At 70.3% G+C, this 26206-nt stretch carries 22 protein-coding genes; 16 read left to right on the forward strand and 6 right to left on the reverse strand.

What is annotated here, in order from left to right:
* Positions 1-110: 110 nt before the first annotated feature.
* The 3 genes from ACFYRY_RS17240 to nudC all read left to right on the forward strand — a co-directional run bounded on the left by ACFYRY_RS17240 (position 111) and on the right by nudC (position 6154).
* Positions 111-3632: a UvrD-helicase domain-containing protein gene (locus ACFYRY_RS17240; protein ID WP_389145538.1), complete on the forward strand. Its 3522-nt coding sequence runs from the start codon at positions 111-113 to the stop codon at positions 3630-3632.
* A gap of 10 nt (positions 3633-3642) precedes the next feature.
* A complete protein-coding gene (locus ACFYRY_RS17245) occupies positions 3643-5055 on the forward strand; it encodes a dipeptidase (RefSeq protein WP_389145540.1) in 1413 nt (470 codons plus the stop codon).
* Between the two features lie 154 nt (positions 5056-5209).
* The gene (nudC, locus tag ACFYRY_RS17250) at positions 5210-6154 is read left to right on the forward strand and encodes an NAD(+) diphosphatase (protein ID WP_389145543.1); all 945 of its coding nucleotides are present in this window, start codon (positions 5210-5212) and stop codon (positions 6152-6154) included.
* Between the two features lie 105 nt (positions 6155-6259).
* Here nudC and ACFYRY_RS17255 read toward each other — a convergent pair whose 3' ends face one another.
* The gene (locus ACFYRY_RS17255) at positions 6260-6502 is read right to left on the reverse strand and encodes a mycoredoxin (RefSeq protein ID WP_389145545.1); all 243 of its coding nucleotides are present in this window, start codon (positions 6500-6502) and stop codon (positions 6260-6262) included.
* Positions 6503-6709: 207 nt separating this feature from the next.
* On the opposite strand from ACFYRY_RS17255, the gene ACFYRY_RS17260 reads away from it, so the two are divergent.
* From ACFYRY_RS17260 to ACFYRY_RS17275, 4 genes are all read left to right on the forward strand, one after another.
* A complete protein-coding gene (locus ACFYRY_RS17260) occupies positions 6710-8908 on the forward strand; it encodes an ATP-dependent DNA helicase UvrD2 (protein WP_389145547.1) in 2199 nt (732 codons plus the stop codon).
* A 164-nt stretch (positions 8909-9072) separates the two neighbouring features.
* The gene (locus tag ACFYRY_RS17265) at positions 9073-9384 is read left to right on the forward strand and encodes a hypothetical protein (protein ID WP_389145549.1); all 312 of its coding nucleotides are present in this window, start codon (positions 9073-9075) and stop codon (positions 9382-9384) included.
* Between the two features lie 176 nt (positions 9385-9560).
* On the forward strand, positions 9561-9932 hold the full coding sequence (locus tag ACFYRY_RS17270; RefSeq protein ID WP_356763496.1) for a WhiB family transcriptional regulator: 372 nt from the start codon (positions 9561-9563) through the stop codon (positions 9930-9932).
* On the forward strand, positions 9929-10252 hold the full coding sequence (locus ACFYRY_RS17275; RefSeq protein ID WP_389145551.1) for a hypothetical protein: 324 nt from the start codon (positions 9929-9931) through the stop codon (positions 10250-10252). Before ACFYRY_RS17270 ends, ACFYRY_RS17275 begins: the two co-directional genes overlap by 4 nt.
* Before the next feature lie 134 nt (positions 10253-10386).
* Here ACFYRY_RS17275 and ACFYRY_RS17280 read toward each other — a convergent pair whose 3' ends face one another.
* Together ACFYRY_RS17280 and ACFYRY_RS17285 are read right to left on the reverse strand one after the other, a co-directional pair.
* A complete protein-coding gene (locus ACFYRY_RS17280) occupies positions 10387-11793 on the reverse strand; it encodes an ABC1 kinase family protein (protein WP_389145554.1) in 1407 nt (468 codons plus the stop codon).
* Positions 11786-13009, reverse strand: coding sequence for a TOMM precursor leader peptide-binding protein (locus ACFYRY_RS17285; RefSeq protein WP_389146297.1), 1224 nt, complete (start codon positions 13007-13009; stop codon positions 11786-11788). The genes ACFYRY_RS17280 and ACFYRY_RS17285 overlap by 8 nt, the downstream gene beginning before the upstream one ends.
* 300 nt (positions 13010-13309) lie before the next feature.
* On the opposite strand from ACFYRY_RS17285, the gene ACFYRY_RS17290 reads away from it, so the two are divergent.
* From ACFYRY_RS17290 to ACFYRY_RS17305, 4 genes are all read left to right on the forward strand, one after another.
* The gene (locus ACFYRY_RS17290; protein ID WP_389145557.1) at positions 13310-13906 is read left to right on the forward strand and encodes a M48 family metallopeptidase; all 597 of its coding nucleotides are present in this window, start codon (positions 13310-13312) and stop codon (positions 13904-13906) included.
* Positions 13907-14096: 190 nt separating this feature from the next.
* Entirely contained in the window at positions 14097-15653 is a 1557-nt protein-coding gene (locus ACFYRY_RS17295; RefSeq protein WP_389145560.1) for a TerD family protein, read from the forward strand.
* Positions 15654-15658: 5 nt separating this feature from the next.
* On the forward strand, positions 15659-16336 hold the full coding sequence (locus tag ACFYRY_RS17300; RefSeq protein ID WP_389145562.1) for an AIM24 family protein: 678 nt from the start codon (positions 15659-15661) through the stop codon (positions 16334-16336).
* A 19-nt stretch (positions 16337-16355) separates the two neighbouring features.
* The gene (locus tag ACFYRY_RS17305; protein WP_389145565.1) at positions 16356-17108 is read left to right on the forward strand and encodes an AIM24 family protein; all 753 of its coding nucleotides are present in this window, start codon (positions 16356-16358) and stop codon (positions 17106-17108) included.
* Positions 17109-17186: 78 nt separating this feature from the next.
* Here ACFYRY_RS17305 and ACFYRY_RS17310 read toward each other — a convergent pair whose 3' ends face one another.
* Together ACFYRY_RS17310 and ACFYRY_RS17315 are read right to left on the reverse strand one after the other, a co-directional pair.
* Positions 17187-17702 carry an NUDIX hydrolase gene (locus tag ACFYRY_RS17310; protein ID WP_389145568.1) on the reverse strand — a complete coding sequence of 172 codons (516 nt, stop codon included), beginning with the start codon at positions 17700-17702 and terminating at the stop codon, positions 17187-17189.
* A complete protein-coding gene (locus ACFYRY_RS17315) occupies positions 17699-19165 on the reverse strand; it encodes a zinc-dependent metalloprotease (RefSeq protein WP_389145571.1) in 1467 nt (488 codons plus the stop codon). The genes ACFYRY_RS17310 and ACFYRY_RS17315 overlap by 4 nt, the downstream gene beginning before the upstream one ends.
* Before the next feature lie 192 nt (positions 19166-19357).
* Here ACFYRY_RS17315 and ACFYRY_RS17320 point away from each other — a divergent pair, with 192 nt between their 5' ends.
* The 4 genes from ACFYRY_RS17320 to ACFYRY_RS17335 all read left to right on the forward strand — a co-directional run bounded on the left by ACFYRY_RS17320 (position 19358) and on the right by ACFYRY_RS17335 (position 22457).
* On the forward strand, positions 19358-20470 hold the full coding sequence (locus tag ACFYRY_RS17320; protein WP_389145573.1) for an SDR family oxidoreductase: 1113 nt from the start codon (positions 19358-19360) through the stop codon (positions 20468-20470).
* Positions 20471-20505: 35 nt separating this feature from the next.
* The gene (locus tag ACFYRY_RS17325) at positions 20506-20967 is read left to right on the forward strand and encodes a molybdenum cofactor biosynthesis protein MoaE (protein WP_389145576.1); all 462 of its coding nucleotides are present in this window, start codon (positions 20506-20508) and stop codon (positions 20965-20967) included.
* Positions 20968-21144: 177 nt separating this feature from the next.
* Positions 21145-21309, forward strand: coding sequence for a hypothetical protein (locus ACFYRY_RS17330; protein WP_389145579.1), 165 nt, complete (start codon positions 21145-21147; stop codon positions 21307-21309).
* Positions 21310-21362: 53 nt separating this feature from the next.
* Complete coding sequence (locus ACFYRY_RS17335) at positions 21363-22457, forward strand: PDZ domain-containing protein (RefSeq protein WP_389145582.1); 1095 nt, start codon at positions 21363-21365, stop codon at positions 22455-22457.
* A 23-nt stretch (positions 22458-22480) separates the two neighbouring features.
* On the opposite strand, the gene ACFYRY_RS17340 is transcribed toward ACFYRY_RS17335, so the two are convergent.
* Positions 22481-23023: a PPA1309 family protein gene (locus ACFYRY_RS17340; RefSeq protein ID WP_389145585.1), complete on the reverse strand. Its 543-nt coding sequence runs from the start codon at positions 23021-23023 to the stop codon at positions 22481-22483.
* Positions 23024-23186: 163 nt separating this feature from the next.
* Between ACFYRY_RS17340 and ACFYRY_RS17345 the strand changes: the two genes are divergently transcribed.
* Positions 23187-26174, forward strand: a complete 2988-nt coding sequence (locus ACFYRY_RS17345) for a UPF0182 family protein (protein ID WP_389146300.1) — start codon at positions 23187-23189, stop codon at positions 26172-26174.
* Positions 26175-26206: the final 32 nt, after the last annotated feature.

The following is a 26206-nucleotide window of genomic DNA, read 5'->3' on the forward strand; positions in this document are numbered from 1 at the left end:
GGACGCGAGTTCGCTGTGATGCACCGCACGACAGGCGCTGACCTGCGCCTCGGCCCGCCCCGACGGGGATGTGGTCTCCACTGTCAGTGCCCGCCACTAGCCTCTCCGTCATGCCCGCCCGTATCACCGATCCCGACCAGCTCAAGGAGCTCCTCGGCATCCCGTTCACCCCGGAGCAGACGGCCTGCATCATCGCGCCGCCCGCCCCGCAGGTGATCGTGGCCGGTGCCGGTTCGGGCAAGACCACGGTGATGGCGGCACGTGTGGTGTGGCTGGTCGGAACCGGCCAAGTGGCCCCCGAACAGGTGCTCGGCCTTACGTTCACCAACAAGGCCGCCGGTGAACTCGCCGAGCGGGTCCGCAAGGCACTGGTCAGGGCCGGTGTCACCGATCCGGACGTCATCGACCCGGACAACCCGCCGGGCGAGCCGGTGATTTCGACGTACCACGCCTTCGCGGGCCGCCTGCTGACCGACCACGGCCTGCGCATCGGGCTGGAACCCACCTCCCGCCTGCTCGCCGACGCCACCCGCTACCAACTCGCCGCGCGCGTCCTGCGCGAGGCCCCAGGCCCCTACCCGGCGCTCACCCGCTCCTTCGCCGACCTGGTCAGCGACCTCCTCGCACTGGACGCCGAACTCGCCGAGCACCTCGTACGACCCGAGGACCTGCGCGCCTACGACGCCGACCTGCTGCGCACCCTGGAGGGCGTCAAGCTCACCAACGCCGATCTGCGCAAGGTGCCCGAGACGGCCGCCGCCCGCCGTGAACTCGCCGACCTGGTGGTCCGCTACCGCGCCGCCAAACGGGAACGTGACCTGCTGGACTTCGGCGACCAGATCGCCCTGTCCGCGGGGCTCGCCCGGATCCCCGACGTGGGCCGCGTCCTGCGCGACGAATTCCGGGTGGTGCTCCTCGACGAGTACCAGGACACGTCCGTGGCCCAGCGCATCCTGCTCGCAGGCCTGTTCGGCAGCGGCACCGGACACCCCGTCACCGCGGTCGGCGACCCCTGCCAGGCCATCTACGGCTGGCGCGGGGCCTCCGTCGCCAACCTCGACGACTTTCCCGAGCACTTCGCCCACGCCGACGGCCGCCCGGCCGTCCGACAGGCGCTCAGCGAGAACCGCCGCAGCGGCGGACGGCTCCTGGACCTCGCCAACGACCTCGCGGAGCCCCTGCGCGCCATGCACGCGGGCGTGGAGGCACTCCGCCCGGCCCCCGGCGCCGAACGTGACGGCATCGTCCGCTGCGCCCTGCTGCCCACCCACGCCGAGGAGATCGACTGGCTCGCCGACTCGATCGCGCACCTGGTGAACACCGGCAAGGCACCCGGGGAGATCGCCGTCCTGTGCCGTACGGCCACCGACTTCGCCGAGATCCAGGGCGCGCTCGTCGCCCGGGACGTCCCCGTCGAGGTCGTCGGCCTGTCCGGGCTGCTGCACCTGCCCGAGATCGCCGACCTGGTCGCCGTCTGCGAGGTCCTCCAGGACCCCGGAGCCAACGCCTCCCTCGTCCGTCTGCTGACCGGCCCGCGCTGGCGGATCGGCCCGCGCGACCTCGCCCTGCTGGGACGGCGCGCCCGGCTCCTGGTGTCGCACGCGCGGGTGGACGGCGAGGACGACCCGGACCGCCGGCTCGCCGCCGCCGTCGAGGGAGTCGACCCGGCCGAGGTGATATCGCTCGCCGATGCCCTCGACACGTTCCTGGAGACGCCGTTCGACGGGCACGGGGACGACGACGGCCTGCCCTTCTCCCCGGACGCGCGCGTCCGGTTCGCGCGCCTGGCCACGGAACTGCGCGACCTGCGCCGCTCCCTGGCCGACCCGCTCATGGACGTCCTGCACCGCGTCCTGGCGGTCACCGGTCTGGAGGTGGAGCTGTCGGCGTCCCCGCACGCCCTGGCGGCCCGCCGACGAGAGACCCTGTCGAACTTCCTGGACGTCGCCGCCTCCTTCGCCGCCGGCGACGGCGAGGCGACCCTGCTGGCCTTTCTCGGCTTCCTGCGCACCGCCGCCCAGTACGAGAAGGGCCTGGACAACGCGCTGCCCGGCGGCGAGAACACCGTGAAGGTGCTCACCGCGCACAAGTCCAAGGGCCTGGAGTGGGACGTCGTCGCCGTCCCGGGTCTGGTCACCGGTACCTTCCCCAGCAGCCAGGGCCGTGAGAAGTGGACCTCCCAGGGCAAGGTGCTGCCGCACGAACTGCGCGGCGACGCCGACACCCTCCCCGACCTCGCGTCCTGGGACTCACGGGGACTGAAGGCCTTCCAGGAGGCCATGAGGGAGCACCAGCACACCGAGGAACTCCGCCTCGGCTATGTCACCTTCACCCGCCCCCGCTCCCTCCTCCTCGGCTCCGGCCACTGGTGGGGCCCGACCCAGAAGAAGCGGCGGGGACCCTCCGACTTCCTGAGTGCCCTGTACCAGCACTGCGCGGACGGGAACGGCGAGATCGAGGTCTGGGCGGAAGAGCCCGACGAGGACGCGGAGAACCCCGTCCTGCACCAGGTGTCCGCCGACCAGGTGTGGCCCCTGCCACTGGACGAGGCCGCCCTGACCAGGCGTCGGGCCGCCGCCGAGACCGTACTGGCCCACCTGGAGCACCTCGCCTCCCACCCGGACGGCCACCCGGCGGCCACCCACGACCCGGACACCTACGACGACCCGGACTGGCCCGCACCACCGGACCACGAGACTGCCTTCGAGGAGGGCCCCTACGACGACGGCCCTTACGCCGAGGAGGGCCCGCTCGGCGAGGAGGATCCGGCCGACTGGGACTCCTGGACCGCCGCCCGCCCGACCGTCCCGCACCAGGCGGGCGCCCCGGACACCCCGCGGCAGCCCCGCCCGGAACCCGCACGCCCCCACCCCACGGAAGCGGACTCCGACCACTCGCGCCTCACCCCGGAGGAGGCCCGCACCATCGCCTCCTGGGACCGCGACCTCGACGCCCTCACCGGCGAACTCCTGCGTGCCCGGCACGGCGTCACCGACGTCCCCCTGCCCGCCTCGCTCACCGCGTCCCAGCTGCTGCGTCTCGCCGAGGATCCGGACGGTTTCGCACAGGAGCTGGCCCGCCCCATGCCCCGTCCGCCGCAGCCCGCCGCCCGCCGCGGCACCCGCTTTCACGCCTGGGTCGAGTCCCGCTTCGAGGCGCTCACGCTGCCCATGCTGGAACCGGAGGACCTGCCCGGAAGCGAGGCTGAGATCGCCGACGAACACGACCTGGAAATCCTCAAGGACGCCTTCGAGCGCACCGACTACGCCCAGCGCACGCCCTACCGCGTGGAGGCGCCTTTCCAGCTCACCCTCGCCGGCCGCGTGGTCCGGGGCCGGATCGACGCCGTCTACAAGTCGGGCGACGGTGACGAGACGACGTACGACATCGTGGACTGGAAGACCAACCGCGGCCACACCGCCGACCCGCTCCAGCTCGCGGTGTACCGGCTCGCCTGGGCCGAGCAGCAGGGCATCCCCCCGGAGTCGGTCACGGCGGCCTTCCTGTACGTGCGCAGCGGCGAGGTCGTGCGGCCCGAGGGGCTGCCGGACCGCGCGGCGCTGGAACGGATCCTTCTGGAGGAGCCCGGGGGTGAGGAACCGCACGACGAGGATGTCACCGCGGGCCGATAGGCTCGTCACCATGAGCCACCCCGTTGACAGTGCCGTCAGCGCCGTCCGCACGTATGTCCAGCGGCACCGTGCCGTCTTCCTCGACGACCTGGCCGAGTGGCTGCGCATCCCGTCGGTGTCGGCCCAGCCCGACCACGCGCCCGATGTACGACGCAGCGCCGACTGGCTCGCCGCCAGGCTCCGGGAGACCGGCTTCCCGACCGCCGAGGTCTGGGAGACGCCGGGTGCCCCGGCCGTCTTCGCCGAGTGGCCCTCCGCCGACCCCGGGGCGCCCACGGTCCTGGTCTACGGCCACCACGACGTACAGCCGGCCGCCCGCGAGGACGGCTGGGACAGCGAGCCCTTCGAGCCCGTCGTCCGCGACAACCGCCTCTACGCGCGCGGGGCGGCCGACGACAAGGGCCAGGTGTTCTTCCACACACTCGGCGTCCGCGCCCACCTCGCCGCCACCGGCCGCACCACTCCCGCCGTCCACCTCAAGCTGCTGATCGAGGGCGAGGAGGAGTCCGGCTCGCCGCACTTCCGCGCACTCGTCGAGGAGCACGCGGACCGGCTGACCGCCGACGCCGTGATCGTCTCGGACACCGGCATGTGGTCCGATGACACCCCCACGGTGTGCACCGGCATGCGCGGCCTCGCCGAGTGCGAGATCCGGCTGCACGGCCCCGACCAGGACATCCACTCCGGCTCCTTCGGCGGCGCCGTCCCCAACCCGGCCACCGCCGCGGCCCGCCTCGTCGCGGCGCTGCACGACGAGCACGCGCGTGTGACGATCCCCGGCTTCTACGACGGCATCGTCGAACTGACCGATAACGAACGTGAACTCTTCGCCGAACTGCCCTTCGACGAGGGGGAGTGGCTTCGCACGGCCAAGTCGTACGCCGCCCACGGCGAGGCCGGACACACCACCCTGGAGCGCGTCTGGGCCCGTCCCACCGCCGAGGTCAACGGCATCGGCGGCGGCTACCAGGGCCCCGGCAGCAAGACGATCATCCCGTCCTCCGCCCTGGTGAAACTCTCCTTCCGGCTGGTCGCGGGACAGGACCCCGACCACATCGAGAAGATCGTCCGCGCCTGGGTCGAAAAGCAGGTGCCGCCCGGGATCCGCAGCGAGATCACGTTCCTGGCCGCCACGCGCCCCTGCCTGACGCCGCTCGACCACCCGGCCCTGCAGTCCGTCGTCCGTGCCATGGGCCGCGCCTTCGAACAGCCGGTCCGCTTCACTCGGGAAGGCGGCTCCGGACCGGCCGCCGACCTCCAGGAAGTGCTGGGCGCCCCCGTGCTCTTCCTGGGCATCTCCGTCCCGTCCGACGGGTGGCACGCACCCAACGAGAAGGTCGAGCTGGACCTGCTCCTCAAGGGTGTCGAAACCGCCGCGTACCTGTGGGCCGACCTCGCGGAACACTGGAGTCATGCGCCCTGACCGCCCCGAGCCGCCCGGGCCGGCACAGCGGGCGGGGCACACTGGAAGAGCTGCCCCGTACCGCCATGCCCAGCCGCACCCGGCCACCTCCCGCCCGACATCCCGCTGAACCGCCCGAGAAACACCCTTTCCACCGGGGGAGTTGGAAGCACACGTGACCACCTGGACCGACCACACCGCCGACCGCCCCATCTCGCTCACCGCCCCGAGCGGCATCGACCGCGCCGCCCACCACCGGCTCGACGAGGCCTGGCTCGCGGCGGCATGGAGCCACCCGACGACCCGCTGCTTCGTGGTCTCCGGCGGCCAGGTCCTCATCGACGAGACGGCCGACGGCCGCACCGAACTCGTGATGACGCCGTCCTTCGAGGCGCCCCTCACCGAGGCGCACCGCTACTTCCTCGGCATCGACGAGGACGGCGTCCGCTACTTCGCCCTCCAGAAGGACTCGCTCCCCGGCCGTATCGACCAGTCCGCGCGCCAGGCGGGCCTGCGCGAGGCCGGCGCGCTCCTGTCACCCCGTGACGTCGGCCTGATGGTGCACGCGGTCGGCCTGGAGAACTGGCAGCGTACGCACCGCTTCTGCTCGCGCTGCGGCGAGCGCACGGTCATCGCCGCGGCCGGTCACATCCGCCGCTGCCAGGCCTGCGGCGCCGAGCACTACCCGCGCACCGACCCCGCCGTGATCATGGCGGTCACCGACGAGGACGACCGCATCCTGCTGGGCCGCCAGGTCCACTGGCCCGAGGGCCGCTTCTCGACGCTCGCCGGTTTCGTCGAACCCGGCGAGGCCATCGAGCAGTCGGTGCGCCGCGAGGTCTTCGAGGAGGTCGGTATCACCATCGGCGAGGTCGAATACGTCGCCAGCCAGCCCTGGCCGTTCCCGTCCAGCCTGATGCTGGGCTTCATGGCCCACGCCACCTCGACCGCCATCGACGTCGACGGCGACGAGATCCATGAAGCCCGCTGGTTCTCCCGCGACGAGCTGCGTGCCGCCTTCGACTCCGGCGAGGTCCTGCCGCCCTACGGCATTTCGATCGCGGCCCGTCTGATAGAGCTCTGGTACGGCAAGCCGCTGCCGACGAGAAACTTCCTGTGAGACACGGCACTGTGAGACACGGCCATTCGCCGGTCCAGCCACGACAACGCGAGGGCGGCCCCCGAGGAATCCTCGGGGGCCGCCCTGCTCACACCGCGGGAGCGGTTACGCCCCGACCTTCTGCTTGACCTGGGCCAGCGAAGGGTTGGTGAGCGTCGAGCCGTCCGGGAACAGCACGGTGGGAACGGTCTGGTTTCCGCCATTCGCCTTCTCGACGAACGCGGCGGATTCCGGGTCCTGCTCGATGTTGATCTCGTTGTACGCGATGCCCTCGCGGTCCATCTGGCTCTTCAGCCGACGGCAGTATCCGCACCACGTGGTGCTGTACATCGTCACAGTGCCCGGCATGTCTCTCGCGCTCCTTCGGCGGCTCGGGGGTCGTGCTCGCAGTGGGGGAACGTACGCGCAAGGGCGACCATTCCCGTCCGGCTGGTCAACCCGATGTGAGTCCCGCCGCACGACCGGGACGTGACGCCTGCCGCATTAGTACGACTGCGGGTGCTCCCCTGTGGACAACCGACTCTTCCGTCTCCGGCGACCTGGCAGCATGGCTGTGTGACAGCAGCAACGCACTCCACCCTCTTCCCGCGGACACCGGACTCGGCCGACGCGGTACTCGAAGGGCTCGACCCCGAGCAGCGCGAGGTCGCCACCGCCCTGCACGGTCCGGTGTGCGTGCTGGCGGGCGCCGGCACGGGCAAGACACGGGCGATCACCCACCGCATCGCCTACGGCGTGCGCGCGGGCATCCTCCAGCCGTCCAGCGTGCTGGCCGTCACCTTCACCAACCGCGCCGCGGGCGAGATGCGCGGTCGGCTCCGGCAGCTCGGCGCGGGCGGTGTCCAGGCCCGTACCTTCCACTCCGCCGCCCTGCGTCAGCTCCAGTACTTCTGGCCGAAAGCCATCGGTGGCTCCATGCCCCGGCTGGTCGACCGCAAGATCCAGCTCGTCGCCGACGCGGCCGCCGCCTGCCGCATCCGTCTCGACCGGGGCGAACTGCGCGACGTCACCGGCGAGATCGAGTGGTCCAAGGTCACCCAGACCGTCCCCGCCGACTACCCGCTCGCCGCGGTCAAGGCAGGACGCGAGGCGCCCCGCGCGCCCGCCGAGATCGCCCAGCTCTACTCCGCGTACGAGGACCTCAAGCGCGACCGCGCGCTCATCGACTTCGAGGACGTCCTGCTGCTGACCGTGGCCGTCCTCCAGGACCGGCACGATGTCGCCGACCAGGTCCGCTCCCAGTACCAGCACTTCGTGGTCGACGAGTACCAGGACGTCAGTCCCCTCCAGCAGCGCCTGCTGGAGCTGTGGCTGGGCGACCGGGACAACCTCTGCGTGGTCGGAGACGCCAGCCAGACGATCTACTCGTTCACCGGAGCGACCCCCGACCACCTCCTCGACTTCCGCACCCGCCACCCCGGGGCCACGGTGGTCAAGCTGGTCCGCGACTACCGTTCCACACCCCAGGTCGTCCACCTCGCCAACGGCCTCCTAGCCCAAGCGCACGGCCGCGCCGCCGACCATCGGCTGGAGCTGGTCTCCCAGCGCGCCCCCGGCCCCGAGCCCGTCTACAGCGAGTACCCCGACGAGCCCGCCGAGGCCGAGGGTGCCGCCCGGCGGATACGTGAGCTCATGGACGCGGGCGTCCGGGCCAGCGAGATCGCCATCCTGTTCCGCACCAACTCCCAGTCCGAGACCTACGAACAGGCCCTCGCCGACGCCGGAGTCCCCTACCAGCTGCGAGGCGCGGAGCGCTTCTTCGACCGGCCCGAGGTCCGCAAGGCCGGCGTCGCCCTGCGCGGAGCCGCCCGCTTCGGCGGTAACGACTCCCTCCTCGACGACGTCGTCGACCTGCCCTCCCAGGTGCGTGCGGTGCTCTCCGGCGAGGGGTGGACCACCGAGCCCCCGGCCGGCTCGGGAGCCGTCAGGGAGCGCTGGGAGTCCCTCGCGGCCCTCGTGAACCTCGCGCAGGACTTCGCCGCCGCCAGACCGGGCGCCACCCTCGGCGACCTCGTGGCCGAACTCGACGAGCGGGCGGCCGCCCAGCACGCCCCGACCGTGGAAGGCGTCACCCTCGCCTCCCTGCACTCGGCCAAGGGCCTGGAGTGGGACGTCGTCTTCCTGGTCGGCGTCGCCGAGGGCATGATGCCGATCACCTACGCGAAGACCGCCGAGCAGATCGAGGAGGAGCGCCGGCTCCTCTACGTCGGCGTCACCCGCGCCCGGGACCACCTCCACGTCTCCTGGGCGCTTTCCCGCTCTCCGGGTGGACGCCCGAGCCGCCGCCCCAGCCGCTTCCTAGACGGGCTGCGCCCCGGCTCGGCCGCCACCGCGGGGAGCCGAGCCGCGACAGCCGGCCCCGGAGGCGTCGAGCGGGGCTTCACGAGCAGACCGGGCGCCACCCCGCGACGCAGGCAGCGCACTCCGGCCCGCTGTCGAGTGTGCGGGCGCACGCTCACCGACGCCGGTGAGATGAAACTGATGCGTTGCGAGGACTGCCCGTCCGACATGGACGAGGGCCTCTACGAACGGCTGCGCGAGTGGCGCGCGGTCCAGGCGCAGCGCAGCGGACAGCCCGCCTTCTGCGTCTTCACCGACAAGACACTGATGGCGATCGCCGAGGCCGCCCCCGACGAAGACGGGGAGCTCGCGCGGATCCCAGGGGTCGGTATGCGCAAACTCAAGCGCTACGGAGCCGATGTCCTCGCCCTTTGCGCTGGCCAGGAGCCTGCGGGAGAAGAGCACGGGGATTGATGCGAACTCGTCGAAAAAATAGTTTGCGCATGCCCCGGCAATCCCCATAGGTTCTTAGCCACGGGGACGGAGGCCTTCTCGGAGGCCCCGATTCCGTGCTGTACTTGCATACCCGCAGGACTGGTTCAACCCAGTCCCTAAGACGCCGAGAGGAGGCGATTCCAGTGATCAGCATCAACAGCGGCTTCATCAGCAAAATGACCGATCGCTCGGTCGTCTCCACGTGCATGCTCGGCGCCTCTGCTCCGTGCACCGGTCTGTCCGGCATTCGTGCCGTGCGTCCGGTGTCCTCCGTGTCTCTGACGGGTCTTCCCGTCCGAGAGCGCAATGAGCGACCGATCAAGGCACTGGAAGCAGTAGGGGCACAGGCGCAGGCCTATGCCTTTGCGGCGGCCGGTGCCGGTAGCCGGAAGCAGACGCAGCACCACCTGATGTGGGCCTTCCGTGGGCCAGAACCCTGGAGTGATCCAGCCTGATCGTCGATCAGGCCGGCGCCTTCAGGGCCGCGGAACCCCACCCGGGATCCGCGGCCCTTCTGTTTGTCCTCGAACGGGGATGACGGAACGAAGGGGCCTCGGGACAAGAAAAGAACCCGGTACCAGCCGACAACCGGTCCAACAGGGCCGGAACGACCAGACGAGGAAGACGAAACGTGCAACTCGAAGCGCACGCCCCGTCCGTACCGCCTTCCGAAACGATCCCCCCGCCCGGCCTCACGGAGGACTCCACCTTGTTGACCCCGCTCACCGCGCTGACCGCGCTCGACGACGCCATCGAGAACCTCGGCGTGCCCGTCCCCTGCCGCTCCTACGACCCGGAGGTCTTCTTCGCCGAGTCGCCGGCGGACGTCGAGTACGCCAAGTCCCTCTGCCGCACCTGCCCCCTGGTCGAGGCCTGCCTCGCCGGCGCCAAGGAGCGGCGTGAGCCCTGGGGCGTCTGGGGTGGCGAACTGTTCGTGCAGGGTGTCGTCGTCGCCCGGAAGCGGCCGCGTGGCCGCCCGCGCAAGAACCCGGTCACAGCATGAACACCGCAGGAACCATCGACCGTCCCGTCACGCACGACCCCAAGAAGCAGGCCCCGATGAAGCCGTCCACCGACGAACCCGCAGGCGCGACGCCTGAAGACCTCACCATGAGCGGCGCGATGGACTCGCGCCAGAACAGGACCCGCGAGATGCAACTCATCCCAGAAGCCCTGGCCCGTGCGCATATGCACGAGCTCCTGCATGAGGCCGAGCGAGACCGTCAGGCCGTGCGCCTGGTGGCCGCCCGCCGGATGCAGCGCCGGGCCGAGCGCGCCTCGCTGCGCGCCCGCCGCGCGCTCGCCATGGCCGTCATGCAGTAACCCGAACAACACCTGAAGCGGTGGCCTCCCGGCCAGGGAGGCGGAGCTCTCCTGGCGGGGGCCGGTCCGACCGAACGGACCGGCCCCCGCCGTGCATGGTGCCGACCATCCGCAGGTCGTCCGGGCCGGCGCCCTCACGCCTCCGCGACCGACTGCTCCTCGTCCACGTCGTCCGCCGCGCCGCCGTTGTCGTTCTTCTCCAGGATCGACTCCGGGACGAATCCCGGCAGCCACTCCTCCAGTTCCTCACGCAGACGCACCGTCGAGCCCAGCTGGCAGAGCACGCCGATGGTGCTCAGGGTCACACGGTGGATCAGGAGGTAGGCCGGGGGCAGGTTGAGCTGTTTGCCCAGCTGATGGGCGGGGGAGCGGGGATCGGCGATGCGGGCAGCCTGGCTGCGCATCCAGCCGCGGCTGAAGGTGAACTCGTCGGCCTCGGCCGGTTCGATGATCGGCAGGAGGTAGTCGAGGACCGCGTCGGGGTCGAGCTCTATGGATTCCTTGACGAAGCCCTCGGCACACAGGAGCTCGTACACGGCCTCCGCCTCGCCGTCGATCGTCATGCGCAGGGAGGTGCCGATCGGGATGGGCAGACCGCCCGGGAGACGGTCGACCGTGCCGAAGTCCAGGACCCCCAGGCGCCAGTCCTCCTCGCCGTCCGGGCCCCCGGGCAGGAGCCGGAAGTTACCCGGGTGCGGGTCGGCGTGCAGCAGTCCGGTGCGGGCCGGGCCGGAGAAGAGGAAGCGGGCCAGTAGCTGACCGGCGCGGTCGCGCTGCTCCTGGGTGCCGTCGGCGATCACTTCCGACAGCGGAACGCCGTCCATCCACTCCGTGACCAGAACCTGCTCGCACTGATGCACCACCCCGGGCACGACGACATCCGGATCGTCCGCGAACTCCTCGGCGTGGGCGCGCTGGGCCTGAGCCTCCAGTCCGTAGTCGAGTTCCTCGGAGACCCGGTCCTTGAGCTCCGTGATCAGCGGCTTGATGTCCACGCCGGGGATGAGGGGACCCAGCAGGCGGGCGAACCGGCTCAGTTGGGTCAGGTCCGACAGCAGCGCCTCGCCGGCGCCCGGGTACTGAACCTTGACGGCCACCTCGCGGCCGTCGTGCCACACCCCGCGGTGCACCTGGCCGATCGAGGCGGCCGCCGAGGGCTTGTCCTCGAACTCCAGGAACAGGCCCTTCCAGTCCTTGCCGAGGCGCTCCGCCAACACCGTGTGCACGGTGCGGATCGGCATCGGGGGAGCCGCCTCCTGGAGCTTCGTCAGGGCCGCCCGGTAGGGGCCCGCGACCTCCTCGGGCAGCGCCGACTCGAACACCGACAGGGCCTGGCCGAACTTCATCGCGCCGCCCTTGAGTTCGCCGAGCACCTTGAACAGTTGATCGGCCGTGCGCTGTTGCAGCTCGCGGCCGACCAGCTCCGCGGACTCGCCCACGATCCGCTTGCCGAGCCCCCAGGTCGCTCGTCCGGCGAAACCGAGCGGAAGCGCGGCGAGCTTAGCGGTACGGGTGACCGCCTTGCGGGGAAGATCAGACATGCGCCCTCCAGGTGCCAGCCAGCCGCGCCGCGTCAGCCCTACGGCGTAACTCCTTCGACGGTTGTTGCTCCGCCATTGTCTCGTGCCACTCCTCGGCCTCGGAGGTGTGTTCCTCCTTACCCTTCTCCGCTGCTCCGCAACGACATGCGGAGTGCGCCCAGACCGGCCGAGCATGCCAGTTGAGGGCGGGCAGGGCGACCTCCCAGCGTGCGCCCGCGCTCGACGGGACCCGGCCGTCCAGGAAAGCGAGCGCGTGCGCCGCAGCCAGACCCGCGACCGTCGTGGCCAGCGTCAGGTCGCAGGGGCGTACCTGTCGTGCCTGGCGTGGCGTACCGGAGCGCCATTGGGCCACCAGGCGGGGCCAGGTCCGGTCACGGTCGACGCGTGCCTCGTGCAGACATCCGGCGCAGCCCGTCTCGCCGGGGAGGACGAGTGGGCCCACCACGCCGGTTCCCTCCACGACCCCGGCGTACAGATGGGGGGTGCCGGAGGTGATCAAGGGGTCGGCGGTGGAGGGATCGGGAGCGTGTACGTCCACGTCGTCCCGCGGGGTGAGGATCACCAGGGACAGGCCGGCGTTGTCGCCCTCGGCCGGGGCGCGGGAGCCTCGGCGCGGTGGGGCTTCCGGGGCGGCCCGGCGCACCGCCCGCCGGGCAGCCTCGTCCCTGCGCTCGCCGATCGACTCCGCGGTCAGCCCGCCCGGCGCGACGTCCCCCGGCTCGACGCGGCCGACGTCGCGCACCTCGACCTCGCCGATACCCGCGCCCGACAGCAGCGAGGCAAGGACCGCGCCCACCCGGCCCGCGCCTCTCACCTGGACGCGCAGGGAACGTCGCGCGGCCAGCAGACCGATCGCCTCGCCCGGTTCGGACGCGGTCAGCGACAGCGAGGCCAGGTCGGGGCGCAATCGGTCGAGAACCTCCTTCTTCTCGCGTAGGGCCTCGGCCTCCGGCCCGCCGCCTCTCGCGTCGTCGACGAGCCCGGCCCGCGCCAGCCGCTCCACCAGGGCGTCGACGTGCCCCTCGGGCAGATCCATCCGACGGGCCTCTTCCCGAAGGAGCGGAAGCCCACGGGTGCCGTTGAGCAGGTCGAGGAAACTGCCTGTCGCCGTGTCCATCGGGCCCAGTGTCATCGCGTGCGCCGGAGTCATCCCGAACTGCACGGTGTTGAGGTCGCGCCAGCCGCGCCTGAGCGCGGGCTTCACGATCGGAACCATCGACTGTGACGTCGTCGCCTGCGAAACCGTCGACTGCATGACAGACCCCCGTAGCGCTCGTGGAACATCCCCGTCCGCCGACGGATTCTGTTGGGACGTCGGACAGGTCAGGACACCCCGTCACACCTCCGCCGGCGAGTGCCAGCATGCCCCGGGCCGGGCGTCGGGCGCCGACAGTTGTCCACAGGCGGCGGCATTCGTCGTACAAGTCCGTCGTACGAATCAAACGTATGTGGGGTATCGAAGCTCAACCGTCCCGGAGGCGGGACTTCCCCGGTGTGCAGCGGGTAACGTCGGGGCGTGTCCGCCGACCCCCTGCACCGCGCAGGAACGCCGCAGCGCCGTACGACGAGCCAGCCGCCGGGCGGCTCGGGGGCGAGCGCGATCGAGGTGCGCAGGAGTGCCCGGCGCCGCCGGACGGTCTCCGCCTACCGCGAGGGCGACCGCACCATCGTGCTCATCCCTGCCCGGATGTCCGAGGCGGAGGAGCAGCGCTGGGTGGGTGTCATGCTCGACAAGCTGGCCGCCCAGGAGAGCAAGCGGGTCCTGGGCGACGTCGAGTTGGGTGAGCGTGCCGAACGGCTGTCCGCCCAGTACTTCGACGGCCGGGCCAGGCCCACCTCGGTGCGCTGGGTCACCAACCAGAACACGCGCTGGGGCTCCTGCACCCCGGCCGAGGGCAGCATCCGTCTGTCGCACCGGCTTCAGGGCATGCCCGAGTACGTCGTCGACTACGTCCTCCTCCATGAGCTCGCACATCTGCTCGTGCCGGGCCACGGGCCGCGTTTCTGGCGTCTGTTGGAGGCGTATCCGCGCACGGAGCGGGCCAAGGGCTATCTCGAAGGCGTGGTCGCCGTCGGACGATTGCCCCACCTGCCGGTCGCAGACGGAGAATGACGCGTCCTGCGGAGAGCGACGCGTCCGCGCAGAATGACGAGCCCCGGGCGAGTGAGGACCACCCAGGGCACCAGTCCCGAATCCCCAGCGGGATTCTGTACCGGATCTGTACCGACTTCCGCCGGTGTCCGAGTTTGCAGTTAGCCTGTCGCGACGCACTCGTATACGGGATGGGGGACGGTCGTTACGCATGGCCAGGGAATTCCAACGAGGCCACAAGGCCAAGATCAGTGACCTGACCGCGGGTACGGACCTGTACGTGGGTGTACAGATCTCCGGCCCCGGACTGACCTTCGACATCAGCTGCTTCGGTCTCGACGCCGACGAACGGCTCTCCGACGACCGGTACTTCATCTTCTTCAACCAGCCGAAGTCACCCGAGGAATCCATCCAGCTCCTCGGCCCGCAGGCGGGCGACACCGAGTCCTTCCGCGTCACGCTCGATCAGATCCCTTCGCAGATCCAGAAGCTGTCGTTCACCGCGACCATCGACGGCGACGGCCAGATGTCACAGATCGCTCCCGGCTACGTCCGGATCGTCGCCGGCGGGGAGGAGGTCGCCCGGTACTCCTTCGACGGAGGTGAGTTCACCACCGAACGCGCCGTGATGCTGGGGGACTTCTACCTGAAGGACGTGTGGCGTTTCGCCGCCGTCGGACAGGGCTTCGACGGGGGCCTGGACGCGCTGCTGAAGAACTTCGGCGGCGAGGTCGCCGAGGAGGAGCCCGCGCCCGCGCCGGACGCCCCGGCACCGACCCAGGCGCCGGCCTTCGCACCGCCGCAGCAGGCCGCCGCGCCGCAGGCACCCGCGCCCACGTTCGGAGCGCCCACTCCTGTACAAGCGCCGGCTCCCCCTGCCCCGCCCGCCCCCGCCCCGTCGGTCCACACGGCGCCGACGATCGTCGGGACCACGCCGCCCGGTGCGCCTCCCGGCGTCCCGCCGCAGGCGCCCGCGCCGACCAGCCCGCAGATGTTCACGCCGCCCGGAGCGGGCCCGCAGACGTTCACGCCTCCGGGCGCTCCCGGCGTCTTTCCCGGTCAGGGGCAGCCGTTCGGCGGAGCCACGGCGCTCGCGCCCGTGCCGCCCGAGGCCAACGTGCGGGTCGTCCTGACGAAGTACGCGGAAGCCCCGGTGGGCGACCGCTGGACCGAGCAGAACCCGCAGCTCGTGCGCGCCACGCTCTCCAAGGGCGCCCCGATCCTCGCCAAGCAGGGCAGCATGGTCGCCTACCAGGGCGACATCGATTTCGCGCACAAGGGATCCGGCCTGCTCGGCAAGCTCACCGGAGCCCTCACCGGCCAGGGCATGTCCCTCATGCGCTGTTCCGGCGACGGGGAGGTGTTCCTCGCCGACGAGGCGAGCCGCGTGTTCGTCATCCGACTCCAGGGCGAGCAGCTCTACACCAGCGCGCAGGGTGTGCTCGCGTTCGACGAGGCCCTGGAGACCGAGGTCCGCCGGATCGAAGGCGCGGGACTCCCCGGCGGCGGCCTGTTCAGCATGCTGTTCTCGGGTACGGGCGCGGTCGCGGTGAAGACCCGCGGTGTGCCGGTCGTCATCCCCGTCGGCCCGGCCACCTACGTCGACGGGAACGCCGTCATCGCCTGGTCCGCCGGCGCGCAGGCGGTCACCACGACCTCGCTCAGGCTGCGCCGGTCCGGGTACGCCCGGCAGGCCTCCGAGGCCGTGAACCTCCAGTTCCGGGGCGCCCCCGGCAACTTCGTCGTCGTACAGCCCTTCGAGGTGTGAGGTCCATGGACACCCAGACTCTCAGCGCGCACAGCGCCGCTTCCACCGGCGTCCGGATGACCGTGCACAGCTCCAAGACGCTCAAGGTCACCATGGCCACCGGACACGAACTGCTGGCCAAGGCCGGCTCGATGATCGCCTACGACGGCTACGTGCAGTTCGACGGACCGCCGGCCACCCTGCGCCGATCGGCGGAGGAGATGGTCACCGGTGAGGGCGGCAGGCTGATGCTCTGCCGCGGTGACGGCGACCTCTACCTGGCCGACTACGGCGGCGACATCCTCGTCCTCCACCTCAACGGCGAGGCCCTCTCGGTCAACGGCGCCACGCTGCTGGCCTGCGACACCACGCTGGAACTGACCGTCGAACCGGTCAAAGGGCTCGCCAAGCTGTCCGGCTCCGGGCTGACCAACCTGGTCGTCCGGGGAACCGGCTGGGTCGCGCTGGTCAGCCGGGGCATCCCGATGGCCCTGGACTGCGCCGAGCGTGAGACCTACGTGGACCCGGACGCGCTCATCGCCTGGACGACCGGCCTGGACATGAAGGCCCGCCGCACGGTCAAGGCGAGCGCCCTGATCGGCCGGGGCAGTGGCGAGGCGTTCCAGATCGGATTCAAGGGCCAGGGCTTCGTGGTGGTCCAGCCGAGCGAGGACACCGGCGACCGATTCAAGGTCCGGGGCTGAGGGGAGCACCAGGCACATCATGCACAGCACACTTTTCGCACACATTCCGGTGGAGTCCACCGGCCGCTACACCCTCCAGAACCCGCAGCTCCTCAAGACCGACGTCAGCCAGGGCAGCAGCCCCGTGCTCGCGCGCCAAGGGGCCATGGTGGCGTTCGAGGGGCAGGTGGAGTTCGACAGCCAGTACCGCGACCGCAGCTGGCGCAACGTCGAGCGGATGACCGGCGAGCGTCTGGAACTCATGCGGTGCAAGGGCAACGGCGTCGTCTACCTCGCCAACCTGGCCCAGCACCTGCACATCATGGAGGTCGGCCGTGGTCTCACCGTCGACAGCTCCTATGTGCTCGCCTTCGACGGCTCCCTGGGGGTCGGCATCGTCGCGGTCGACAGTGCCGTGGAGGTGGCCTCGGCGGGCGCCTACAACCTGGAGCTGTCCGGCTCGGGGCAGATCGTCCTCATGACCTCGGGCGAGCCGCTGGTCCTGGAGGTCACCCCGGAGAAGAACGTCTGCTGTGACGCGGACGCGGTGGTCGCCTGGTCGACGTCTCTGCGGACCCAGCTCCAGGCCCCGACCTCCACCTCCGCGGTGTGGCGCCGCCGGGGCTCCAGCGGTGAGGGCTGGGAAATGCAGTTCTCCGGGACGGGCCATGTCCTGGTGCAGCCCAGCGAGCTGCTGCCGCCGCAGCATCTGCGGACATCGGGCGTGCTCGGCCAGTTCGGCATGGGCAGCGGCGGCCTGCGCGGCAACTCCCTCGGGGGCAGCAACAGCTGACGCCTTCCGCACCGGTCGGCAAGCGGACCTGAGGGGCGCACGCGGAAGCATGCGCCCCTCAGGTCCGCCCGTTGTGCCTCAGAGTCTCGCGCGCGCCGCCTCCAGCAGACGTACGACCGACTCGTCGGCGACGTCGGCGACCTGGTCGTACGCGAACCAGCGCAGGTCCAGGGATTCGTCGCTGATCGCCTCGACGGCACCCGACGGAGCGAGCGCCGCGTACTGGACGTCGAGGTGCCAGGCGCAGGGCGTGTGATGGCGGTCGAGGCGCACCGGGCCGCCGGGCAGCAGGCGCAGCCCCGCGATGCCCGACTCCTCGGTGCCCTCGCGCAGGGCGCTCGCCGCCAGGGTGTCGTCGGCCGGTTCGCAGTGGCCGCCCATCTGCAGCCACTTGCGGATCTTTCCGTGCAGGGTCAGCAGCACGCGTCCCTGTTCCGGGTCGATCACCATGGCGCTCGCCGTGATGTGACCGGCCTCGCAGGCCTTCCACAGGCCGTCCGGATGATCCGCGAGGTGGTCCAGGTAGGCCTGGCGCAGCTCTGTCTGGCCCTCGTAGTTCTTCAGGACGAGGACCGCGTCGTCGTACAGGCTCACTCGGTGTCGTCGCCCTCGTCCTTGGAGCTGCCCTCGCCCGTGGAGCCCTCCTCGGGGCCCCCGTCCTTCTTGCGGAGGTCGGGCTTGTCCGCCGCCTCGCCGAGCATCTTGTCCAGCTCGGAGAAGTCCAGCTGCTCGCGGTGGACGAAGCCGTCCGGGTCGTCCAGGTCGGAGGCGGTCGGCAGCATGTCCGGGTGGGCCCACAGGGCGTCCCGGCCGTCGACACCGCGCGCGTCCGTGAGCGAGGCCCACAGCCGGGACGCGTCTCGCAGGCGGCGCGGACGCAGTTCCAGACCGATCAGCGTGGCGAACGTCTGCTCGGCCGGGCCGCCGGAGGCGCGACGGCGGCGCAGGGTCTCGCGCAGCGCGTCCGCGGCGGTCAGACGGGGCTTCGCGGCCGCGTGCACCACCGCGTCGACCCAACCCTCGACGAGGGCCAGAGCGGTCTCCAGACGGGCCAGCGCCGCCTTCTGCTCGGGCGTGTCCTCCGGCTGGAACATGCCCTGCTGAAGGGCGTCCTGCAACTGCTCCGGGTTCTGCGGATCGAACTGGCCGACCACGTCCTCCAGCTTCGCTGTGTCGACCTTGATCCCGCGCGCGTAGCCCTCGACCGCGCCGAACAGATGCGAGCGCAGCCACGGCACATGCGCGAAGAGGCGCTGGTGGGCGGCCTCGCGCAGGGCGAGGTACAGCCGCACCTCGTCCTTCGACACGCCGAGGTCCCTGCCGAACGCGTCCATGTTCACGGGAAGCAGCGCGGCCTTGCCGGCCGGGCCGAGCGGCAGACCGATGTCGGTGGAACCGATCACCTCGCCCGCGAGCACACCGACGGCCTGCCCGATCTGGGTGCCGAACATGGCGCCGCCCATCGAGCGCATCATGCCGATCAGCGGGCCGGCCATGGCCTGCATCTCCTCCGGCAGGACGTCACCCATGGCGGCGCCGACCCGCTCGGCGACCGGGTCCACCAGTTCCTTCCACGCGGGCAGGGTCGCCTCGATCCACTCCGCGCGGCTCCACGCCACCGCGGAGGCAGCGCCGGACGGCAGCGACGTCGCGTCGTCCAGCCACAGGTCCGCCAGGCGGACGGACTCCTGCACGGCGGTGCGCTCGGCGGCGCTGACGCTCGTGTCCTTGGTGCCGTCCGCCGTGCCCTGCGAGACCGTCTGGCGGGCGATCTGTTTGGCCATGTCCCAGTTCACCGGGCCGCCCTCGTAGGAGAGCATCTGACCCAGCTGCTGGAAGGCGGCGCCCAGGTCGGAGGGGTTCAGCGAACCGAACATGGCAGCGAGCGGATTGTCCGCGCCGGGGCCGCCAAAGCCTCCGGCGCCGGGCATCCCGCCGAAACCGAACGGGTTGGCCGGTCCCTGACCACCGCCGCTCTGCGGGTCCTTCTTCTTGCCCTCGTCGCCGTCGTCCGGCTCCTCCGGCGGAAGGCCGAATCCGAATGGGGTGTCACTCACGGGATTCCTCGGCTGGTAAGGCCACCGGTTCTCTCCGGCGGCGCGGCTGCCCGACAACACCACCCAGCGTAGACACCATGGGCGGTTAGGGCCTCGGTGCTTCGCCGACTCGCGGCCTGCGGCAGGATGGATGCCACCTGGTACGCACGCTTCACGCGCGCTCGTACTGAAGACAACCACTGGAGACGCCCGGTGAGTTCCCCAGATCCACAGGTTCGCGCAGCGCGAAACCAGTCAACCAGTTCCGCCAGGCGCGGGCCCGTCGTCGCGGTCACCGGCGCGGCCTCCGGCGTCGGCGCGCTGCTCACCGAGCGGCTCGCCGCTTCGGAGGAGATCAAGCAGGTCATCGGCCTCGACGAGCGGCGAGGAGAGTGCGCCGACGCGCAGTGGCACATCCTGGACGTGCGGGATCCGGCCATCGCGGAGAAGCTGCGCGGGGCGGATGTCGTGGTGCACCTGGCTCTCGATCTCGACCTGGAGACCGATGCCGCCGCCCGGACGGCGTACAACGTGCGGGGGACGCAGACCGTGCTGACCGCGGCCGCCGCGGCCGGTGTCCATCGGGCCGTGCTGTGCACGTCCTCCATGGTGTACGGGGCCCTGCCGGACAACGAGCTGCCCCTGTCGGAGGACGCGGAGCTGCGGGCCACCGCGGAGGCGACCGGGGTCGGGGACCTGCTGGAGATCGAGCGACTGGCCCGCAGGGCTCCCCGGGCGCATCCGGGACTCAACGTCACCGTCGTGCGCCCCGCCGTGCTCGTCGGCGGTACCGACACCGCGCTGACCAGGTATTTCGAGTCGCCTCGCCTGCTCGTCGTGGCCGGGTCCCGGCCTGCCTGGCAGTTCTGTCATGTCGAGGACCTGTGCAGTGCCCTGGAGTACGCCGTCCTGGAGAAGGTCGAGGGGGAGCTGGCCGTCGGATGCGACGGGTGGCTGGAACAGGAGGAGGTCGAGGAGCTGAGCGGAATCCGGCGGATGGAGCTGCCCTCGACTGTCGCGCTGGGGGCGGCCGCCCGGCTCCATCGGATCGGGCTCACGCCGTCGCCGGCGGGGGATCTGGCGTACACGATGTACCCCTGGGTGGTGAGCGGGAGCAGGCTGCATGACGCGGGCTGGCGCCCGCAGTGGACCAACGAGGAGGTGCTCGCGGAGCTTCTCGAGGAGGTGTCCGGGAGACGCACGGTCGCCGGGCGCCGGCTCGGGCGCAAGGACGCGACGGCCGCCGGTGCCGCGGGGGCGACGGTGGCGCTGCTGGGAGCGGCGGCGGTGGTGCGCCGGGCTCGCAAGGCGCGTCGGCGGATCTGATCCCCATGGTCGCGGGCGTGCGGCACGATGGGGGTATGGCACCCACACACGACCATCCCGGTGAGCAGGCGGCTCAGGACCCGATCAAGCTGCTTGCCATCCGGGAGACGGATCTCTCCCTGGACGAGGTCTTCCGGGCCGTCGGGGACGACGCCGCCGGCGGCACCGCCCTGTTCGTCGGCACCGTGCGGAACCACGACGGGGGCGCCGATGTCGAGGCGCTCGGGTATTCGTGTCATCCCAGTGCCGAGGCCGAGATGCGGCGGATCGCCGAGAAGGTGGCCGCGGAGTACCCGGTGCGCGCGCTCGCCGCCGTGCACCGGGTGGGAGACCTGCGGGTCGGGGACCTCGCCGTCGTCGTCGCCGTGTCCTGCCCGCACCGGGGTGAGGCCTTCGAGGCCTGTCGGAAACTGATCGACGATCTCAAGCACGAAGTGCCCATCTGGAAACACCAGAAGTTCTCCGACGGGACCGAGGAGTGGGTCGGGGCGTGTTGACCCCGCTACGCGGCAACCCGGCACCTGACACCCCCGGGCCTGAGGGTCGACGGAGCCGGGACCCCTTCCTCACCGCTCCGGTTGCGTAACCGCACCCCTGGCGTGAGCGTTGTCAGTGCGGATGGTTAATCTGCTGATCAGTCAGTTGGGGTAGTTCAGGGTGGGTTGGAGGTCGGCATGGGGGCGCTCGTCTGGTTGCTGATTCCGCTGTCGGCCGGGATCGGCGCGGGACTGTGGGGCAGTTGGGCCAACCGGACCCGCAAGGCCCGGGGTGACGGTCCCGAGCTCGACGGATATGCCCGGTTCCGCGCGGCCATGGAGAAGCCCCAGTCCGGCACGTGACCTGGACGCGGCCCTGACGATGCGCTGACAGGGCCGTCCCGTACTGTCGTGCCATGCCACGCCGCACCGCGACGATGCTCGCCTCCACCCTGATGCTGATCGCGCTCCTGTGCGCGGGAGTCTTCATCGACGTGCCGTACTCGGAGATGTCACCGGGGCCGACGGTGAACACGCTCGGGGACCACGACGGCGAGCCGGTGCTGCAGATCTCGGGACGCAAGACGTACGCGGCCAGCGGGCACCTGAACATGACCACCGTGCGGGTCACCAGCGCCGACTACAAGATGAACCTGGTCGAGGCCGTCTACGGTTGGCTCGCGCACGACAACAAGGTCGTGCCGCACGACACCCTCTACCCCGACGGCAAGACCGAGGAGCAGTCCACCCAGGAGAACGCCGAGGAGTTCAGCCAGTCCCAGGAGAGCGCCAAGGTCGCCGCCCTGAAGGAACTGAACGTTCCGGTGCGGTCCTGGGTGATCGTCTCGACGGTCGTCAAGGACTCCCCGGCCGAGGGCCGGCTGCACGCGGGCGACGTGATCAAAGCCGTCGACGGTACGGCGGTGAAGGAGCCGGCCGACGTCGCCGAGCTGGTGACCAAGCACAAGCCGGGCGACAAGGTCGCCTTCACGATCGTGCCCGCCAAGGAGCAGGCCGCCGCCGAGAAGGAGCACCGGACGCCGACGAAGACGCAGAAGGTGACCATCACGACCAGGACCTCCGACGACAGCGGCAAGAAGCGCGCCATCGTCGGGATCTCCGCCGGGACCGATCACACGTTCCCGTTCAGCATCGACATCAAGCTCGCCGACGTCGGCGGTCCGAGCGCCGGCCTGATGTTCTCGCTCGGCATCTACGACAAGCTCACGCCCGGCAACCTCACCGGCGGGAAGTTCGTCGCCGGCACCGGGACCATCGACGACGCCGGCAAGGTCGGCCCGATCGGCGGCATCGAGATGAAGACCGTCGGCGCGCGCGACAAGGGCGCCCAGTACTTCCTCACGCCCGCCGAGAACTGCGCCGCCGCCGCGAGCGACACCCCCAAGGGCCTCACCCTGGTCAAGGTGCACACCATCGACGACGCCCTGGGCGCCCTCAAGGACATCCGCTCCGGCGACACCGCCGACCTGCCGAAGTGCACGACGAAGTAGCCGGGAGATCCACTCCTCGAGGACTACTCCTCGAACGTCGCCTTCAGCGCCTCCGCCAGCCCCGGCACCAGATCGGAACCGGTGAGGACCTCCGTCGGGGAGTCCTTCTCACGCAGCCGCAGGGCGGAGTCGCGGGCGCCGTCCCGCAGGACCGCGACCGTCATACGGACCTCCTGGCGGTCCGGGTGCTCGGCCACCCACCGCGCGAGCTTCTTCTCGCCGAGTCCCTCCGGCACGGACGCCTCGGCGGACGGCGGCAGCATCAGACGTTCCACGGTCAGGGCGCAACCGACCACGGCGTCGGGCCAGGCGATGGTGCCGAGGAACTCGTCGAGCGGTTTGCCCGTTGGAATCTCGTCCTGCTCGATCGGGGTGAGGCCGGTGATCTCCTGCTCCGCCTCAAGGCCGAGCTGGGCCGCGAGCGCGGGTTCCTGGGTGCGCAGCCGGGCGGTGTCTACGAGGGCGAAGAGGCGGGCGGGCTGGTCCCAGCCGAGGCCGGAGGCGTACTCGTCGATCTCGAGCACCGCCCGGGTGAGCGGGTTCGCCGTCATGGGAGTGTTGGACATAATCACAATCTTGCCTCGTTCCCGGCCCGGATCGGGAACCGAGTAAAGCGTGAGTAAGTTGCATAGGTGAGGGACCACGATCACGTGGCCCATGGACGGCCCGTGACGACGCGGGTCTGACGGACCAACAGCGAACTTCGAGGTGCGCACCTTGGCTTTCCAGATGCCGGACCGCGGCGGAGGCCCGACGGGGCCGCGGATCAGAGTGGGCCGCCCGTCCCGGCGAGTCCGGACCCTGCTCATGACGCTGGGCGTCCTAGCCGTCCTCGGCATGGCGTTCACCATGTTCGCGGGGTTCTGGACGGACTGGCTCTGGTACCGGTCGGTGAACTACTCGTCCGTGTTCACGACGACCCTGTGGACCAAGATCGGGCTGTTCTTCGTCTTCGGCCTGCTGATGGCCCTCGCGGTCGGCTTCAACATCTGGCTGGCGCACCGGATGCGTCCGCCGCTGAGCGCCATGTCGATGGAGCAGCAGAGCCTCGACCGCTACCGGATGGGCATCGCGCCGTACAAGAAGTGGCTGCTGCTCGGAATCACCTCGCTGGTGGGCCTGATCGCGGGTGCCTCCGCCTCCGGCCAGTGGCGGACCTGGCTGATGTGGGTCAACGGCGTGCCCTTCCACCAGAAGGACCCGCAGTTCCACCTCGACGTCTCCTTCTACGCCTTCGACCTGCCCTGGTACCGGTTCCTGCTGGGCTTCGGATTCGCCGCCGCGATCCTCTCCGTGATCGCCGCCGCGCTCACCCACTACCTGTACGGCGGGCTCAGGGTCACCTCTCCGGGCGCGCGTGCGACGGCCGCCGCGACCGGACACCTGTCGGTGCTGCTGGGCGTCTTCGTCGCCCTGAAGGCGGTCGCGTACTGGCTCGACCGGTACGGCCTGGCGGTGAAGTCCAGCGATTTCAAGGCCACCGACAACTGGACGGGCCTCAGGTACGTCGACGCCAACGCCTACCTGCCGGCCAAGACGATCCTGTTCTGCATCGCCGTCATCTGCGCGCTGCTGTTCTTCGCCACCCTGTGGCGGCGCACCTGGCAGCTGCCCGTCATCGGCTTCGGCCTGATGGTGCTCTCGGCGATCCTCATCGGCGGGCTGTACCCGGCGATCGTCCAGAAGTTCCAGGTCCAGCCGAACGAGCAGGCCAAGGAAGCGCCGTACGTCGAGAAGAACCTCAAGGCGACACGTGACGCGTACGGCATCGACGACGCCAAGGTCAGCGAGTACGAGGGCAAGTCCAGCACCACGGACAAGGCGAAGCTGCGTGACGACGCCGCCGACGCGGCCAGCATCCGCATCATGGACCCGAACATCGTCTCGCCGACGTTCCAGCAGCTCCAGCAGATGCGGAACTACTACGCGTTTCCCACCAATCTGGACGTCGACCGCTACAGCAAGGACGGCAAGGGCGCCGGGGACCAGGACACGGTCATCGGACTGCGCGAGCTGAACCTCAACGGCATTCCGAAGAACAACTGGATCAACGACCACTTCCGTTACACCCACGGGTACGGCGCGGTCGCCGCGAAGGGCACCGAGGCCGACTCGCAGGGCCGTCCGGTCTTCACCGAGTACGACCTGCCGTCCAAGGGCGATCTGGGGAAGTACCAGCAGCGGATCTACTACGGCGAGAAGACCAACTCGTACTCGATCGTCGGCGGTCCCCAGAAGGAGATCGACTACTCCGACGACACCGGCGAGAAGACCTTCAGCTACACGGGCAAGAGCGGGGTCAACCTCTCCAACCCGATCAACCGCGCCGCGTACGCGGTGGCGTTCAACGAACCGCAGATCCTCTACTCGGGTGCCATCGGCAAGGGTTCGCGGATCCTGTACAACCGCACCCCGAAGGAGCGCGTCGAGGCGGTCGCCCCGTGGCTGACCATCGACGGGGACGCCTATCCGGCGGTCGTCGGCGGCAAGATCCAGTGGATCGTGGACGCGTACACGACCACCAACGGCTATCCGTACGCCTCCCGTACGACCCTGGGCGACACGACGGCCGACTCGCTGACCGCGACCAACAACTCGCGTGCGGTGGTGGCCCAGCAGAACCAGGTCAACTACATCCGCAACTCGGTGAAGGCGACCGTCGACGCGTACACCGGCGAGGTCAAGCTCTACCAGTGGGACACCAAGGACCCGGTCCTGAAGACCTGGATGAAGGCGTTCCCGAACACGGTGGAGCCCAAGAAGGACATCTCCGACGCGCTGATGGCGCATCTGCGGTACCCGCAGGACCTGTTCAAGGTCCAGCGCGAGCTGCTCAGCCGCTACCACGTCGAGGACGCGCAGACCTTCCTCAGCGGCAGCGAGGTGTGGCAGGTGCCGGACGACCCGACCAACAAGTCGGGCAACGCGGTGCCGCCTTACTACCTGAGCATGAAGATGCCCGACCAGTCGTCGCAGGTGTTCTCGCTGACGACGACGTTCACGCCCAACGGCCGGGACAACCTCAGTGCGTTCATGACGGTCGACGCGGAGGCGGGCACCGGCGACTACGGCAAGATCAGAATCCTGAAGCTGCCGACGAACACCACCGTCAACGGGCCCAAACAGGTGCAGAGCCAGTTCAACTCCGAACAGGACATCGCCGAGACCATCAGCCTGCTCAACCGCGGTGACTCCACCGTGGAGTACGGCAACCTGCTCGCGGTGCCCCTCGACGGCGAACTCCTGTACGTGGAACCGGTCTACGTGCGCGGTGGCGGTCTGAAGTACCCGCTGCTGCGGAAGGTGTTGGTGACCTACGGAGGCAACACCGCCTTCGAGGACACCCTGGGCCAGGCTCTCAACAAGATCTTCGGAGCGGACGGTTCGGCCACCGAGCCACCACCGGACACGGGTGACACCTCGAACCCGCCACCGTCATCCACCAACCCCACGGTCCAGGCGGCGTTGAACGACGCCCAGAAGGCCTTCGACGCCGGTCAGGAGGCGCTGAACAAGCAGCCGATCGACTGGGAGGCGTACGGCAAGGCGCAGAAGGACCTCGAGGCCGCGCTGAAGCGGGCCGAGGACGCGCAGGCGGCGGCCGGCAAGGGCAAGGGCAGCGGCAACAAGCCCAGCAGCAGCCCGAGTCCGAGCAGCAGTCCCAGTGGCAGCAAACCCAAGAGCAGCCCGAGTCCGAGCAGCAGTCCCAGCGGCTGATCAAGCCCACCCCGCGCCGTGATACGGTTGCA

This window comes from Streptomyces sp. NPDC005263, assembly GCF_042872365.1.
Taxonomy (GTDB): domain Bacteria; phylum Actinomycetota; class Actinomycetes; order Streptomycetales; family Streptomycetaceae; genus Streptomyces.